General features: G+C 41.5%; 10 protein-coding genes. 5 read left to right on the top strand and 5 right to left on the bottom strand.

Translation table 11 applies throughout. The features are described 5' to 3' along the window. Positions 1-506: 506 nt before the first annotated feature. Positions 507-2951, bottom strand: a complete 2445-nt coding sequence (locus H6G18_RS23195; protein WP_190409449.1) for an ATP-dependent Clp protease ATP-binding subunit — start codon at positions 2949-2951, stop codon at positions 507-509. 232 nt (positions 2952-3183) lie between these two features. On the opposite strand from H6G18_RS23195, the gene H6G18_RS23190 reads away from it, so the two are divergent. Next, the gene (locus tag H6G18_RS23190) at positions 3184-3480 is read left to right on the top strand and encodes a DUF3288 family protein (RefSeq protein WP_190409448.1); all 297 of its coding nucleotides are present in this window, start codon (positions 3184-3186) and stop codon (positions 3478-3480) included. Positions 3481-3768: 288 nt separating this feature from the next. Here H6G18_RS23190 and H6G18_RS23185 read toward each other — a convergent pair whose 3' ends face one another. The 3 genes from H6G18_RS23185 to H6G18_RS23175 form a co-directional block, all read right to left on the bottom strand. Next, positions 3769-3993, bottom strand: coding sequence for a hypothetical protein (locus H6G18_RS23185; RefSeq protein WP_242040451.1), 225 nt, complete (start codon positions 3991-3993; stop codon positions 3769-3771). Between the two features lie 269 nt (positions 3994-4262). Beyond that, a complete protein-coding gene (locus tag H6G18_RS23180) occupies positions 4263-4694 on the bottom strand; it encodes an NUDIX hydrolase (protein ID WP_190409446.1) in 432 nt (143 codons plus the stop codon). A 6-nt stretch (positions 4695-4700) separates the two neighbouring features. Continuing rightward, positions 4701-5153, bottom strand: coding sequence for a DUF3531 family protein (locus tag H6G18_RS23175; RefSeq protein WP_190409445.1), 453 nt, complete (start codon positions 5151-5153; stop codon positions 4701-4703). A 433-nt stretch (positions 5154-5586) separates the two neighbouring features. Here H6G18_RS23175 and H6G18_RS23170 point away from each other — a divergent pair, with 433 nt between their 5' ends. Continuing rightward, entirely contained in the window at positions 5587-6003 is a 417-nt protein-coding gene (locus tag H6G18_RS23170) for a hypothetical protein (protein WP_190409444.1), read from the top strand. Positions 6004-6127: 124 nt separating this feature from the next. Here the strand turns inward: H6G18_RS23170 and H6G18_RS23165 are convergent, their stop codons facing one another. Continuing rightward, positions 6128-6319, bottom strand: a complete 192-nt coding sequence (locus H6G18_RS23165) for a hypothetical protein (RefSeq protein WP_190409443.1) — start codon at positions 6317-6319, stop codon at positions 6128-6130. Positions 6320-6915: 596 nt separating this feature from the next. Between H6G18_RS23165 and H6G18_RS23160 the strand changes: the two genes are divergently transcribed. The 3 genes from H6G18_RS23160 (at position 6916) to H6G18_RS23150 (ending at position 17447) form a co-directional block, all read left to right on the top strand. Continuing rightward, the gene (locus tag H6G18_RS23160; RefSeq protein ID WP_190409442.1) at positions 6916-9444 is read left to right on the top strand and encodes a mannose-1-phosphate guanyltransferase; all 2529 of its coding nucleotides are present in this window, start codon (positions 6916-6918) and stop codon (positions 9442-9444) included. A gap of 290 nt (positions 9445-9734) precedes the next feature. Further along, complete coding sequence (locus tag H6G18_RS23155) at positions 9735-13313, top strand: WD40 domain-containing protein (protein ID WP_190409441.1); 3579 nt, start codon at positions 9735-9737, stop codon at positions 13311-13313. Positions 13314-13895: 582 nt separating this feature from the next. Further along, positions 13896-17447 (top strand): WD40 domain-containing protein, encoded by a 3552-nt coding sequence (locus H6G18_RS23150; RefSeq protein WP_190409450.1) that lies wholly within the window; start codon positions 13896-13898, stop codon positions 17445-17447. Positions 17448-17630 lie beyond the last annotated feature (183 nt).

The raw sequence follows: 17630 nt of genomic DNA, 5'->3' as shown, positions 1-17630 counted from the left end.
TGCTCAACTTCTGGCTAAACTGACTCCTGAAATTGCTGCTTCTTTGACTGGTTATGACTTCATCCTTAATGCCCTATCTGTCGCAAACATTTTTTGAATTGGTATAAGATTATCCCGTCCACGAGACAGAGGTAGTGAAATATTCGTAAATATCAGAGAAGCAGTGTTAGAACAAGTGATGAATAATGAAGGCACTCACGCACATCAATTATTGCAAATGAGCAATTAACACTCTAGCTTTAAGTGGTACTACTTTAGTTCGTGGTCTTGAGCAGTTTGAATCCACCTTTTTTGGCTGGAAACTCGCTCTTGGTAAACTTGTGTTTACATCGTAGGAGGGTTTGGGGAGAGGTTTATCGAACTCACTTTCTCACGTTAAATAAGGGCTAAAGCCCTTACTACGAACTTTTGATAAAAAAATACCCTAGTTTTTATACTAGGGTTTATCCTAAATTTTGTTGGTAAGGGAATTATGTGTTGTCAGATATGACTAGAATATCTGAGAATTAACCGACGTTTGCCAGAAGTAACTCTCGTTTTTCTGACTGGCGTATTTGTACTTGACCGTCATCATTGACATCAACAATGGCTGTGTCTCCCTCAATAATTTCTCCAGACAGCAATGCTTCTGCTAAAGAATCTTCTAAGAGACGTACAATTGCACGGCGTAATGGTCTTGCGCCGTAGCTGGGGTTATAACCTTCTGTTACTACTAGTTCTTTGAACTGTTCGGTAACTTCTAAGATGATTCCCTTCTCTGTTAAGCGACTGGCGACATCGCGCAACATAATGTCAGCAATTTGCTTGACTTCATCCTTGGATAGTTGAGTGAAGACGATGACTTCATCAACTCGGTTGAGGAACTCAGGACGGAAGTAATTTTTCAGTTCTTCGTTGACTAAGTTACGGATGCGGTTGTAGCTGGCTTCGGCTTGGTTGTCAAATTCAAAGCCTAAACCGCCGCCACCTTTCTCAATTACTTTAGAACCAATATTGGAAGTAAGGATAATCAAGGTATTCTTGAAGTCTACTTTCCGACCTTTGGCATCGGTGAGCTGTCCGTCATCTAAGATTTGCAACAGCATATTAAATACATCTGGGTGCGCTTTTTCGATTTCGTCGAACAGCAACACTGTGTATGGTTTGCGCCGCACAGCTTCGGTGAGTTGTCCGCCTTCGTCGTAGCCGACATAACCAGGGGGAGAACCGATGAGTTTAGAGACGGTGTGACTTTCCATGTATTCGGACATATCAAAGCGAATCATGGAATCTTCTGCGCCGAAGAAGTAAGCAGCTAACGCTTTGGCTAGTTCGGTTTTCCCTACTCCGGTGGGGCCGGAAAAGATAAAACTAGCAATGGGGCGCTTGGGACTCTTTAACCCAACTCTGGCGCGACGGATGGCGCGAGAAACAGAGGTGACTGCTTGCTCTTGACCGATTAACCGTTGGTGGAGGGTGTCTTCGAGGTGGAGAAGTAGTTCAGACTCAGATTCTGTCAGCTTGTTGACTGGAACACCAGTCCAAGAGGCGACGATTTGAGCGATGTCTTCTTCGTCTACTACAAGGTTAAAGGTTTGACCAGTGGAGGCTGCTTGCAGTTCTGCTTCTATGCCGATTTCTTGGTCACGCAGTTTCCCTGCTTTGTCGAAGTCTTGCAGTCTGACTGCTTCGTTTTTGGCTTTGCTGACATCGGCTAGTTGGCGCTTAAGTTCCTTGTTGGGGGAGTTTTGCGAGTTCCGCAAGCGCACACGAGAACCAGCTTCATCAATTAAGTCTATGGCTTTGTCGGGCAGGAAGCGATCGCTAATATATCTATCAGATAATTGGGCGGCTGCAACTACTGCTTCATCGGAAATATGCACTTTGTGGTGCTGTTCGTAGGCTCCGCGCAAACCGTAGAGAATTTCAATGGTTTCTTCTACTGATGGTTCCCCTACCATAATTGGTTGGAAACGACGCTCTAAAGCTGCATCTCGTTCAATGTGTTGACGATATTCATCTAATGTGGTAGCACCGATGCACTGCAATTCACCCCTTGCTAAGGCTGGTTTGAGGATATTGGCAGCATCTAAACCGCCTTCTGTACCACCTGCACCAACTAGAGTATGAATTTCATCTATCACGAGAATGATATTTCCCGCAGAACGGACTTCTTCAACGATTTTCTTGATGCGTTCTTCAAAGTCTCCCCGGAAGCGGGTTCCTGCTACCAAAGACCCCACATCTAGGCTGATGACTTGTTTATCTTGCAAAATGTCGGGGACATCTTGGTTAATAATACGCTGGGCTAAACCTTCGGCGATCGCTGTTTTACCAACCCCTGGTTCGCCAATTAACACGGGATTGTTCTTGGTGCGACGACCAAGAATTTGTACAGCACGCTCAATTTCTTTTTGCCGACCAACTACAGGGTCGAGTTTACCTTCTTTAGCTAATTTGGTAAGATTTCTGCCAAACTCTTCTGTCGTCGGTGCTTGGTTACGTCTGGAGCTACCACCACCCACAACCACAGTAGGGTCGTCGCCTGTGCGACGAATGACAGCAGAGCGGACACTCTTGAGGTCTACACCGAGATTTTGTAATACCTTGGCGGCGACACCTTCACCAGCCTCAGTCAACCCTAAGAGTAAATGTTCTGTGTTGATGTAGTTATTTCCGAGATTATGAGCTTCTCTAAATGACTGCTCGAAAAGGCTTTTCACTTTCGGGGTAAAAGGAATTTCTGGTGGTACAAACCCAGAACCCCTACCGATGATTTTTTCAACCTCACGGCGAGCGTCTTTAAGAGTTACGCCCAACTCAGTTAGCACTTTGGCAGCAACCCCAGTTCCCTCTCCCATCAAACCCAGGAGAATTTGTTCTGTTCCTACGAAGTTGTGTCCCAGGCGACGTGCTTCCTCCTGAGCGAGCATAATAACTTTGATGGCTTCGGAAGTGAAGTGTTCAAACATAGCGGGTTCTTGCTCCCTTGCTGCTTGGGCTTTGGGCGACTTAAAAATTCACCCTTTTGTTAAACTTTTTGTACTTTCTTAAAGACAATGTATCTTTATCTAAGATTAGCTGACAGTGGTGAGAGCCGTATTAGCTCAGGTGTAGTTGCCGTCATGACTAATTATGGTGCAATGGCAAAACTCTGAACTCTCGACTCTGAAGGATTTTACACTCTACCTAAAGGTATAAACCATGACCGAAAACCACGGAAGTAAAGACCAGCAACACCCACTTTACAACCGCGATCGCCCCTTTATAGATATTCTACTAACTCAAGGCGCGACAGACCATAATTTAGCTGAATTAGCTAGACTAAAAATCCGCTATCAAGGCTTTCCCGGCGCAAGGGACATACAACAGGACTTGGATAAAGTTTTGCAACAATGGGGATTAACCGAATCTGAACTATTCGAGAAAACCCGCCAAATACACGAAATCGGGGGAATTTATAAAAGCCGTGGCAAAAAAGATGAGCAAGATTGGAATTAGTCAAAGAAGAGGAAAAGGGGCAGGGGGCAAAGAGGAAGGATTCAGGATTTTAAGAGCCAACAAGGATACAAGCCCCTGTCTTGAAAAGTTTTGGCAAACCCGGACGCGCAAACTTTTCGCTAAATTTATTTATGGGGTTCTCCCCTGCCCCCTGCCTCTTTTGGTGAAACGAAACTGGGGGATGAGAGCAAGGATTGTTAAATTCTGACTTTCCTAAGATCGCAGAAAAGCCTGTCTTATATGCTTTTTAACTATATGACCAATGACTATTGACCAATAACTAAATATCTAACTTTTGATATCCTGAAATAAAGAAACCATCTGCTTATGGCGTTTGTGTCCTGTTAGCCACTGTTGACAAGCTTCAGTCACAAGTTTTTTCTCTTCTTCTGTCAATAATTCCTCAGATTTACCACACGCTAAAATATTAGCTACTCTTGCTGCTTTTTCATATCTCACACCGTATTTAACTAACTGGGTGTGAAATAACTTCTCCTTTTCTTCCTGTGACATAAAAAACTTGCCTTGCATGAGCTTCAGGATTCTAAAATTTAATTTTGTAAATTAGCTAGCAATCATCTGATAATTTTTTATTTTTACAAATGTTAAGATTTTTAAACTTCCATCAAAAGATGGATGAGTAGATATGCTTAATCTTTTCTTTAGAATTGGCGTTTTGATCAATACGAAATTTGCTGATGTTTCTGGCTTAATTCCCGGTGAAAAACCCTACATATTGGAGAATTTGACAAAAATGTTACCAATCCATTGCTATGTAATTTTTACAAATAATTAAAAAATTCTTCAGGTACTAATCTCAGTTCACCGGATTTAAAACGGGCAATATCTATCCACATTGCCCGATGCTTGTGATTTTCCGATTCATAAAATACTAGAGTTTCCAATTGGTAAAACTTGGAGTCAGTAAAATCACATTGATAAAGTTGAATAATTTCATGTCCCTTTCTGGCGTTAAATGTAAACAGGTTTTCGATACAACCTAGATAGCGGATATTCGTTAGTTCTGCCTGAATTTCTTCTTGAAATTCTCTTTTTAAAGCTGCCAGACTGGTTTCACCAAAGTCTACACCACCACCCAAAGCTCGATAAAAGGTTGATTGCTTGACGGGGTCGTAGCCTTCAGAGACAAAAATGCGCTTACCATCCTGAATCAGCCCCAAGACTATTACCCGAATTTCGCCATGTTTATTCATTTTTAGTTAATTATCGTAAATGGAGTAAGGGCGACTGTCACTATCTTCAACAGGCCAATCTTCATTTTCGCCGCCAATGTAAAATTCTTCAATAGTCACGTATTCTTCACTCAGTTGAGTGAGGGCGTTGATCAGAATATCTATAGCGATCGCATCACTAGTTCCCAGGTCAAACCAACACCGCGCCCATTGTCCTTCATACTCAAACTCACCCATGTTGTGCATCAGCGCCAGTAGGCTTTTGTCATAACCTTGGGAGTCATAGTTAACATAACTTAAATCAACTCCAGTGTCCTGCACCTGAAGATTTTCGGCATTAAATGCACCCAACTTGCCTAGATAAAACCAGGAATTAAACACCTCTTCTACATACTGTTTTTCTCTTTGAGAAGGCACTGTGCTAAATTTTAGCCACATCCACACATCAAATTGGTCAAATTCACGAAACTGAATGTGCATTTTTTTTGATATCTAAACTCACTGCAAACAAGCATATCAGGGGATTGGGGATCTTACAGGTGTAGGTTGTTTACCCTTTGTCTCTCAAACCGTTTTTTTAACGTGAATTCGACAGTTGAAAAAACCCCTCTCCCGTAGCCCCTGCAACAAGGAACCACTGCGTTGCGCGGGTTCTCCGCGTTGTAGCAAGTGGCGTAGAGGCTTTAAAACCTGATTTTTCGTTGATAGCTCAGAGTATTAAAGCCCCTCTCCGCGTCGGCGAGGGGTTGGGGTGAGGTTCGTCGAACTCACGTTTTTTGAGGGTAGAGGTATAGTGATTGAAGATAAAGAACCGTTGCAGTTGTCTAAACTAGAAATGAGTACACCTATGATACCTGTAACGGCGATCATTGCAATTATGCTCTAATTGTGGATGTTTTCAGAAGGGAAAAATATGAAACTAATTCTAAAACTTACACTTCTACCCAGCCTCATGGCTGCTAGTTTAGCCAGTGTCACTTTGGTTCCTGTACAACCTGCTGCTGCTGATAACCGAGTAATAGAAGATGCAGCCATTGGCGCTGGTGCTGGTATAGTAACCGGAGTTTTTACCAGATGTGGTTCTGTGTTAGACAATGCGGCTAAAGGTGCTGCGGCTGGTGCTGCTGTAAATGGTGCAAATGGTTTGAGAAGAAATACCAGAAACCGTAGTGTCATTCAAGATTTGGCTGTAGGTGGTGGTGCTGGTATAGTAACTGGCGCGGTTACTGGTGGTTGCAGAAGACCTCTTAATAATGTCATCAATGGTGCAGGCGCAGGTGCAGCAGTCAATATCTATCGTAATAACGTTAGAAATAACAGAAGAAGATAATGATTAATGAGTATTAATCATTAGTCTTGGATTTTTGTTTACTTAAAAATATCAAGCCTACAACTAGGCTTGATATTTTTACTATCAAAGGTAAGCTTTTAGTCAGAAAACTAAACAGTAATTTCTAACCTTTCAACGCCTTTCTAAAATTACGGCGATAGGAACCATTGGCGACAAATAAAGCTGGCCAAAGTAAGGCTAAACCAATCCGATTGGGCAAAGATGGAGTGAAATTTGTCCTTGAAAAACCAGTCCAAAACTTCCACACGCCACCTATATAAATCACAATTAAGCCAAAAATAATTAATTTACTCATTACCATCAACTCCGTTAATATCTGACAGAATTCGAGATAAATATTTCTGCACTATGTAGGCAATTAATCACCTAGATTATTTCAATCAAATCTTTGTTTCTGGTTTATGTAAATCCATCAATCGCATTCTTTTTTCAAATTGGTGTTGTTTCATGATACATTCTCTCTGGAAAATCCCACCCACAAGGGGATGGTGATTTGGTAATAGGTAAGAACAGCTATTACCTATTATCTATTACCTGCATTTCTATATTACTTTTTTCTTCTGCCTAGTTGCTTCTCCAGCTTTTGCTGGCTAGCATAAATAAACTAATTCCGTGCGAATACTGAATAACTGACAAGCACCTCCTGCGTTTACTTTTCTGGCGTTGGCGCAGCCTCTGTTGGAGATAAGCTACGTTCCACTGTAGATGATGGTCTCCGACCGACGGTCGGTCATCGCCAAATTATTACAATAAGTAATTTTGCTTATTTATTGTCAGATGTTTCTTACGGGGGTGTTTTAAATATCAGTATCCATAGGAAACTAGATAAAAACACAATATACTCTTACGGGTTTAAAAGCAGCGAATGCTGCAAAAGGTTAAGGAGGATTTATGCGTGCAGTGCTGATGGCTGGCGGTTCCGGAACGCGACTTCGCCCGTTAACTTGCGATCTACCAAAACCAATGGTTCCGATTCTCAATCGCCCAATTGCTGAACATATTATCAATCTCCTCAAGAGACATGAGATTACGGAAGTAATTGCTACCTTGCATTATCTACCTGATGTCTTGCGAGATTATTTTCAAGATGGCAGTGATTTTGGTGTACAGATGACTTATGCCGTCGAAGAAGACCAACCTCTAGGAACAGCAGGCTGTGTAAAAAACATTGCTGAACTTCTGGACGAAACTTTTTTAGTAATTAGCGGTGATAGCATCACAGATTTTGACCTGACAGAAGCGATCGCTTTTCACAAACGAAAACAGTCAAAAGCTACTCTAATTTTAACAAGGGTTCCTAACCCTATAGAATTTGGAGTAGTGATTACCGATGAACAAGGAAAAATTAAACGCTTTTTAGAAAAACCTTCTACCAGCGAAATTTTTTCTGATACGGTCAACACTGGGACTTATATTCTCGAACCAGAAGTTTTAGAATATCTGCCAGCCCATACCGAATCTGACTTTTCTAAAGATTTATTCCCTTTACTCCTGGCAAAAGATGAACCAATGTACGGTTACATTGCCGAAGGTTACTGGTGCGATGTTGGTCACTTAGATGCTTATCGGGAAGCTCAGTATGATGCTTTAGAACGTAAAGTAAAACTCGACTTTGCTTATAGAGAAAATTCCCCTGGCTTGTGGATAGGACAAAATACTTATATTGACCCCTCAGCTCATATTGAAGCCCCAGCCGTAATAGGTAACAATTGTCGCATCGGTGCAAGGGTGCAAATTGAAGCCGGAACTGTAATTGGAGATAACGTCACCATTGGCGCTGATGCTAATCTCAAACGCCCGATTGTGTGGAATGGGGCAATTATTGGGGAAGAAGCCCAGTTGAGTGCTTGCGTCATTTCTCGTGGAACCCGTGTAGACCGCCGCGCCCATGTGTTAGAAGCCTCGGTTGTGGGTTCTTTGTCTACAGTTGGGGAAGAAGCTCAAATTAGCCCTGGGGTAAGGGTTTGGCCAAGTAAGAAGATTGAGTCAGGGGCAATTTTAAACATTAACCTGATTTGGGGTAATACCGCCCAAAGAAATTTATTTGGGCAACGTGGTGTGCAAGGATTAGCAAATATTGACATCAGCCCAGAGTTTGCGGTGAAGTTAGGCGCTGCTTATGGTTCCACTTTAAAACCTGGTGCGAAAGTAACGGTGTCCCGTGACCAACGTAATGTTTCGCGGATGGTTACTCGGTCTTTAATTGCAGGTTTAATGTCTGTAGGTGTCGATATTCAAAACCTCGATGCAACAGCCATCCCCATCGCCCGCACAGTTATACCTACAATGGGTGTAGCAGGTGGGATTCATGTACGAGTACACCCCGATCGCGCCGACTACATCTTGATAGAATTCATGGATAATAAGGGGATCAATATCTCCAAAGCCCAAGAAAAGAAAATTGAAGGGGCTTACTTTAAGGAAGATATGCGTCGGGCTTTAACTCATGAAATTGGTGATGTCGCTTACCCCAGCCAAGTCATTGACCTTTACTGCACCGCTTTCGAGAAACTATTGAATGTTTCAACCCTCAACAACAGTCGGGCAAAAGTAGTAATTGACTATGTTTATGCTGTATCTGGGGCTGTTTTACCCCAAATGCTAGATAAATTTGGTGCTGATGCAGTAGTACTAAATGCCAGCCTAAATAAAAATGCTGTCACCACAACCGATCGGGAAACACTGCTGACTCAGTTAGGTCATGTGGTGGAGGCGTTGAAAGCGAATTTTGGTGTGCAAGTATCAGCTAATGGCGAACAGCTAATTTTAGTTGATGAATCAGGCTACCCCATTCGCGGCGAACTGTTAACCGCACTGATGGTAGATATGATTTTGACTTCCAACCCCAGAGGGACGGTAGTTGTGCCGGTTCATGCTTCTAGTGCAGTGGAACAAGTCGCCCGTCGTCATGATGGTAGAGTGATTCGCACCAAAGCCAATGCAACAGCTTTGATGGAAGCTTGTCAGAAAAATGTCAACGTGGTGCTGGGTGGTAGTGGGGAGACTGGTTTTATCTTCCCTCAACTGCATCCAGGGTTTGATTCCATGTTCTGCATTGCTAAGATCATTGAAATGCTGACCATACAAGAGCGATCGCTTGCCACTGTCAGAGCAGAATTACCCCGTGTAGTTCACAGAACCCATACAATACGCTGTCCTTGGTCGGCTAAAGGTGCATTGATGCGCTACTTGGTGGAAACTCACCCAGCCCAAAATCTCGAACTCATCGATGGCGTGAAAATTCGTCAACCTTTTGATGACAGTTGGCTGTTAGTTTTACCTGATGCTAGTGAACCGCTAGTACATTTGTATGTCAACAGCAATGAACGCGAGTGGGTAGATGAGATGGTCAGAGATTACCGTTCCCGCGTACAGAGTTTCATCGAGAGACAGCAAGAATATCACCCGGCGGAAGTGTGAATAGTTAATAGTCAATCAGTGAATAGGTGTGAGCGATCGTTTATATCTGTTCACTGATTACTCCCAGTTTGCCCATTTTTTGGACGGATTTAGGGAAATCATACCAATATCAAATGCTGGGTGCGGGGAAAACCTGCACGCCCAGATTTGCCATAATATCCCATTTCTTAAACATTATTACCACTGATTCGAGGTATAACTGGACTTTGAGCCAAAAGTGACAATGGAGATTACATCTTTTATAAGGTGTAGTCATGAACTTTTACCTTGAAAATAGGTGTTCATAATTTATGAATCGGCACAAGCCAAAACGGAATCGTGGTGTTGTACTCACTGGTGAAGGCTGGCAAAAGCTTCAGAAGGCGAAATTTGAAGCGGAACTTCGAGAAAAATCTGGTTCCAAGTACACCTTGGAAGAAATAAGTGAACGTGCTGGACTAACTACAAATACAGTTGCAAAGATACTTGCTAACCAAGAAGGAGTTGACAAACGAACACTTGTTTATTTATTTATGGCCTTTAACTTAGAGTTATGTCCCCAGGACTATTGCAAGTTAAATTCTGATTTAGCAAGGCTTCAGAGTTTGGAGTCTCCCAAACGTATTGATTGGGGAGAAATGGTGGATGTATCTATTTTCTATGGACGCACAGCCGAACTAGTTCTGTTGGAGCAATGGCTGATACAAGAACGCTGTCGAGTGGTGGCGCTGTTGGGAATGGGAGGGATTGGTAAAACAACTCTCGCTGCTAAGTTAGCACAAAAGGTTCAAGGATGGTTTGAGTATGTGATCTGGCGATCGCTCTACAATTCTCCCCCACTTTTTGACCTATTAGCTAAATTAATTCAATTTTTGTCTGATGAGCAAATTTTAGAAACTGATTTACCCACAAGCGTAGATGGGAGAATATCACGATTAATTGAATATTTGCAACAACAGCGCTGTCTGATCATATTAGATAATGTAGAGAATATTTTGCAACCAGGCACTTATGCTGGATGCTATCGAGAAGGCTATGAGGATTATAGCTTACTCATAAAACGGCTAGGACAGGTCAGGCATCAAAGCTCCTTGGTGTTGACTTCTCGTGAAAAACCCAAAGATGTAGCGTCACACGAAGGACAAGCACTACCTGTTCGTTCATTACAAGTAAAGGGTCTGAAAGAGGAAGAAGGAAAAAAAATTTTTCATCTCAAAGGTCTTTATGGAGAAGCGTTTCAAGAAAAAGCACTGATTGAACTTTATTCTGGTAATCCATTAGCTTTGAAAATAGTTGCAACGACTATTCAAGATGTTTTCAATGGTGATATTTTTGGTTTTTTGAACCAAAAGACATCTGTTTTTGGTGATATCTGCACTGTTCTAGAGCAGCAGTTTGAGCGCTTATCTAATTTAGAGCGTGTCGTTATGTACTGGCTGGCAATTAATCGTGAGTCAGTTCCTCTCTGCAATTTGCAAGAAGATTTAAATTCATTAGTAATACCACACAAGTTATTAGAAGCTTTAGAGTCTTTGATCAGGCGAAGTATCATCGACAAATTTCCACAGAAACTAAGTGAAAAAGGTGGTTTACTTTTCACATTACACTCTGTAGTAATGGAGTATGTGACTAACAAACTAATTCAGCAAACTTATCAAGAAATTGTAACTCAGGATATTGTGCTTCTTAAGTATTACGCTTTGAGTAAAGCCCAATCCAAGGACTATATTAGGGAAACTCAAATACGGTTAATTATTAAACCAGTTATAGATGAACTTTTAACTATTTTTAAAACTCCCAGAAGAATAGAAAATCATTTAAATGAAATTTTAGTCAAACTGCAAGGAGAATATCCACTAGAACCTGGTTATACAAGTGGAAATATTCTCCACTTGCTTCGTCAGTTAAAGACAGATTTAAGAGGTTATGATTTTTCTAACTTAAGCGTCTGGCAAGTAGATATGCGGGACGTAAGTTTACCTCAGGTCAATTTCCAAAATGCTAATTTATCTAAATCAGTTTTTACTAAAAATTTTAGTAGAATTTCTGCGGTAGCATTCAGCCCCAACGGAAAAATTTTGGCGGCGAGTGACGCAAATGGCAAGATTTGCTTGTGGCGAGACTTTGCTGAGGGTGAACAATTTTTGACCTGTCTAGGACACATTGATTGGGTGCGAGCGATCGCCTTCAGTCCAAATAGTAGTACTCTTTGTAGTGGCGGTACTGACCAAAATGTGAAATTGTGGGATGTCAACACAGGTGAATGCTTGCAAACTTTCACAGGACATCCTGAACGAGTACGAACTGTTGCTTTCAGTCCTCAAGGTGAAATCCTCGCGTCTGGGAGTGATGATCGGACAGTCCGTTTATGGAGTATTTCGGATAGTAAATGCTACAAAGTTTTGCGAGAACATACTGATGCCGTATTATCTGTAGTTTTTAGTCCTAAAGGTAAAATTCTCGCCAGTGCTAGTAGTGATAAAACTGTAAAGCTATGGAATTCCCGTACAGGAGAATGTGTCAAAACATTACAGGGACACACCAGTTCGGTTTCCTCAGTTGTTTTCAATCTGGATGGTCAAACCTTGGTCAGTGGTAGTGATGACCAAACCGTGAAACTCTGGAGTATCTTAGATGGGAAGTGCCTGAGAACTTTCAAGGGACATAGTGATCCGGTTAGGTCAGTCGCCTTTGCTCCTAATGGTAATATTTTGGCTAGTGGCAGTGATGACAGAACTGTGAAGCTATGGAATTTCCATACAGGAGAATGTGTTAAAACATTGCAGGGACACACCAGTTTTGTCTGGTCTGTTGTTTTCAGTCCAGATGGTCAAACCTTGGTCAGTGGTAGTGATGACCAAACTGTAAGGTTTTGGGATGTTAACACTGGTCAAAGTTTAAGAAACTTGCAGGGATACAATAATGGGGTGTGGTCTGTTGCCTTTGCTCCTAGTGGTCAGACTATACTGAGCAGCAGCAATGATCAAAATCTCAAGCTCTGGGATGTCACTGATGGAAATTGCTACAAAACTTTGGAAGGACACCCAAATCGAGTCCGAACTGTTGCGTTTAGCCCTCAAGGTAATATCTTGGCAAGTGGCAGTTATGATCAATTGATCAGGTTGTGGGATAGCAGTACTTACCAATGTTGCAACATCTTACAGGGACATACTGGCTGGGTAAAATCAGTTGCCTTTGCTCCTGGAGGTAAAATTCTGGCTAGTGGCAGTGATGACAAAACTGTAAGGCTTTGGGATGTTAACACTGGTCAAGTTTTGAATATTTTGGAACATAGTCATGGTGTATGGTCTGTTGCATTCAGTCCTGAAGGGAATATCCTGGCTAGTGGTAGCGATGACCAAACGGTGAGACTCTGGGATATTCACACAAGTGAATGTTTCAAAATTTTGTTAGGACACATCGGTTGGGTGTTGTCCGTCGCTTTTAATCCTGAAGGCTCACTGCTGGCTAGTAGCAGTAAAGATAAAACTATCAAGCTTTGGGATGTTAGCACGGGTGAATGTCTCAAAACTTTCTTGGGACACACAAGTTGGGTATTGTCCGTTGCTTTCAGTCCTGAAGGTACACTGGTGGCTAGTGGTAGCGTAGATCACACAATAAGATTATGGGATGTTCAATCTGGTCAATGTATCAAAACCTTACATGGTCATACCCATTGGATTAGGTCAGTTGCTTTTAGTCCAGATAGTCGAACCCTAGTAAGTGGTAGTGAAGATGAAACCGTTAAATTATGGGATGTTGTGACAGGTGAATGCCTAAAAACGTTAAGAAATGAAAGACCTTATGAGGGAATGAACATTACTGGTGTTACAGGTTTAACTCAAACAACCATTGCGTCCTTAAAAGTTTTGGGAGCAATAGAAAATTGACTTTTAGTTACTTTTCAATTACTATCATTTACAAATGATAATGACTACAAAAATGAGCCAATAATCAAAATAGCTTACCTAGATTTGCTTATCTTAAAATAAATATCTACTAACCTAGATGGTGGATGTTTATCCGCAAAACTAAGAATTTTAGAATGACAAATTCCTAATATTTTGTGCAATATAGGTCATTTATAAAATAAATATTCAATTGGGATACTTAAGACACAATTGGAGGTGGATTTCTTTTGGACTAATTTACAAAATTTTACTTCTTAATGCAGCGTTATTGATGGTGCTGATTCCCCACGAGCATATTCTATGAAATAAGCTTTTATTTTATAAAAAACTCTTGTTATTGCAGGAGTATAATTGTTGCTGAATAAAGCTTAAATAAGCCCAAATCTATGTAAAATAAACATTATAATCATTCTACATCAAGTATGTTTAATTTGGAAATGTAATTGCTTTTTAGAGATGTTTAAGCTTATTTAGCAACAAATATAATTTCTTAATAATACCTTTCCCTAGATGCAATCTGTAGAAGCCTATTACTGTAGATACGATTCTTCCTAAGAAATGATGAAACAGAAAAAACCCAAACGTAATCGTGGGCTGATACTGACTCTTACAGGCTGGCAAAAACTTCAGAATGCCAAACTTGAGTGGGAATTTAGAAACAACAATGGCTCTAAGTTTACCCTAGAAGAATTAAGCGAACAGGGTGGTATTACTCCTGTCACTTTAAGGAAAGTACTAACTCGTGAAACTGGTGTTGACAAACGCACACTTGTTCGTTTGTTTATGATGTTTAATTTAGAATTAGGTAAGAATGATTATACAAGCCCAGATTCTGATTTAAAAGAACAGGAAAACTTGAAAACTCCCAAGCACCTAGATTGGGGAGAGATGGTGGATGTATCTGTTTTTTATGGACGCACAGATGAACTTGCTTTATTGGAGCAATGGTTAATCCAAGAACGCTGTCGAGTGGTGACGTTATTGGGAATGGGAGGAATTGGTAAAACAACTCTCGCTGCTAAGTTAGCACAAAAAGTTCAAGGATGGTTTGATTGTGTGATCTGGCGATCGCTCTACAATGCTCCCCCACTTTTTGACTTATTAGCTAACTTAATTCAATTTTTGTCTGATGAGCAAATTTTAGAAACTGAATTACCAATCAGTGTAGATGGTAGAATATCACGACTAATTGAATGTTTGCAACAACAACGTTGTCTGATCATATTAGATAATGTGGAAACTATTTTGCAAACAGGCGCTTATGCTGGATGCTATCGAGAAGGTTATGAAGATTATGGCTTAATGATCAAACGGTTAGGACAAGTCATTCATCAAAGTTCCTTAGTGTTAACTTCTCGTGAAAAACCTAAAGATGTCGCCTCACTGGGAGGAGAAACACTAGCTGTTCGCTCATTACAACTTAGTGGTTTAGAAGTAGTAGCAGGGCAGAAAATCTTTGAAACCAAGGGTTTTTCTGGCTCAGAGTCAGAATTACCTCTAGTAGTTGAGCGTTATGCTGGTAATGCCCTAGCCTTAAAGATAGTGGCGACAACCATACAAGATGTTTTTGATGGTAATGTCACGGAATTTTTGCAAAATTACACGCCTGTCTTTGGTAGCATTCGTGATTTGCTAGAGCAGCAGTTTTCGCGTTTGGCAAATTTAGAAAAAGATATCATGTATTGGCTAGCAATCAATCGTGAGCCAGTTTCATTATCAGAAATAAGAGATGATATCGTATCACCAATTCCACCACAAAATTTATTAGAAGCTCTGGAGTCTCTGGTAAGGCGATCGCTAGTAGAGAAAAGCGCAACACTTTTCACGCTGCAATCGGTAGTGATGGAGTATGTGACTCAGCGATTGATAGAAGTAGTTTGTGAAGAAATTACCACTCAGAGTCTTGATTTGTTCAGGTGTCATGCTTTGATGAAGGCGACAGCGAAAGACTACGTGAGAGATATTCAAATTCGCCTTATTCTCCAACCAGTTATAGATAGATTACTCACAGTTTTTAGAAGCAAAAAAAATCTGGAAAATCATCTAACCCAAATTATAGCCAGGTCACGAGAAACATCACCGTTAGAACAAAGTTATACAGCCGGGAATATTATCAATCTGCTTTGTAATTTGGAGACTGATCTGAGTGGCTATGATTTTTCTGAACTCAGTGTTTGGCAAGCAGACCTGCGGAAGGTAAATTTACACAATGTAAACTTCCAAAATGCTGATCTCACAAAATCGGTTTTTTCTGAAACCTTTGGCGGAGTCATGTCTGTCGCTTTTAGTCCCGATGGGGAACTCCTAGCCGCAGGAGATAGCAACGGTGAAATTCACTTGTGGCGAGTTGCTGATGGTCAACAAATTCTCATCTTCCGAGGACATAGTAACTGGGTCGTCTCCCTTGCCTTTAGTCCTGATGGCAGGATTCTGGCAAGTGGAAGTAGTGATTGTACAGTAAGGCTGTGGGATGTGAGTACTGGTCAATGTCTTCACACCTTAGGGGAACATGGTAATGAGGTTTGGTCAGTCGTCTTTAGTCCCAATGGTGACAGACTAGCCAGTGCCTGTGATGACCACATAGTCAGGTTATGGCTGGTCAGCACTGGTGAATGCCTGAAAACTTTCCAAGGACATACAAATTGGGTTCTCTCAGTTGCCTTTGGTTTGGATGGTGAGACACTCGTAAGTGGCAGTGATGATAACACAATCAGGTTGTGGAACATTAACACAGGTAAGTGCCTGAAAATTTTACAGGGGCATAGTGATGGGATACGGTCAATTAGCCTCAGTCCTGACGGTCAGACCCTAGCAAGTAGCAGTGATGACCAAACAATTAGATTATGGAATCTCAGTAGTGGTGAGTGCAAGAAAATTTTGCGGGGACATTCTAATCAGATATTTTCAGTCGCCTTCAGTCCAAAAGGTGATATTCTGGCTAGTGGCAGTCATGATAAAACAGTAAGATTATGGAATATCACGACTGGCGAATGTAAAAAAATTTTTCAGGGACACTCTAATTGGGTGTGTTCAGTTGCCTTTAACCCAAAAGGTGATATTTTGGCTAGTGGTAGTCGTGACCAGACTGTAAGATTATGGAACGTTTTCAGCAGTCAATGTCTCAAAACTTTCCAAGGACATACCAATCAAGTACTTTCAGTTGCTTTTAATCCTGACGGCAATATCTTGGCAAGCGGTGGTCATAACCACAAAGTAAGATTGTGGGATGTCCATATCGGTCAAACGTTAAAAACTCTCGAAGGACACACCAATTGGGTATATTCAGTTGCCTTTAACCCACAAGGCGATACCCTCGTCAGTGGTAGTGGAGACAAAACAGTCAAATTGTGGGATGTCAGCACTGGCCAATGCCTGAGAACTTTCCGGGGACACACTGCTGCTGTTTGGTCAGTTGCCCTCAGCCATGATGGTCGGATGCTTGCAAGTAGTAGTGAGGATCAAACAATTAGGTTGTGGGATATTCGTACTGGTCAGTATTTGAGAACTTGCCAGGGACATACTGCTGCGGTCTGGTCAGTTGCCTTCAGTCCTCAAGGGACTTTAATAGCGAGTGGTTCTTTAGATCAGACAGTCAAGTTGTGGGACGCGAATACTGGTGAATGCCGGAGAACGTTAAAGGGGCATACAAGTTGGGCTTGGGCAGTTGCCTTTAGCCCGGATGGTGAGATGTTGGCAAGTACCAGTACAGATCGAACATTAAGATTATGGAATGTGCGTACCGGTGAATGCACAAGAATTTTGCAAGTGGATACGGGATGGCTACTCTCAGTTGCCTTTAGTCCGGACAATCAGACTCTAGCTACTAGCATTCAAGATCACACAATCAAGCTATGGAATATTCATACTGGTAAATGTTTAAAAACTCTCCCCGGACACTCGGCTTGGCTCTGGTCAGTTGCTTTTTGTTCGCATAATCGAACTCTGGTTAGCGGTGGCGAAGACGAGACAATTAGACTTTGGAGTGTGAAAAATGGCGAATGCTTAAAGACACTGGAAGCCGAAAAACCCTATGAGCGTTTAAATCTCACAGGGGTTACTGGTATAACAGAAGCAACAAAGGCGACGTTGAAAGCCTTAGGGGCAGTTGGTTAAACCCCCGTTGCTACTCTAGCTCAATGTAGTTTTTGTGATTGCTATTACTTTATATTCAAAGTAGTTTTAAATATATACAATACCTTTGCCAAATTACGAGGGTTCAACGCCCGTAGAAACGGGATGAATACGTCCTAAAGAAGTAAGCTTGGCAAAAATCTGGTTTAATAAAATAGGCTCAGG

The sequence above is a fragment of the Anabaena subtropica FACHB-260 genome (assembly GCF_014697105.1).
Classification (GTDB): Bacteria; Cyanobacteriota; Cyanobacteriia; order Cyanobacteriales; family Nostocaceae; genus Trichormus; species Trichormus subtropicus.
The sequence above is the reverse complement of the archived record's forward strand: the minus strand, read 5'-3'. Positions and strand labels throughout refer to the sequence as shown.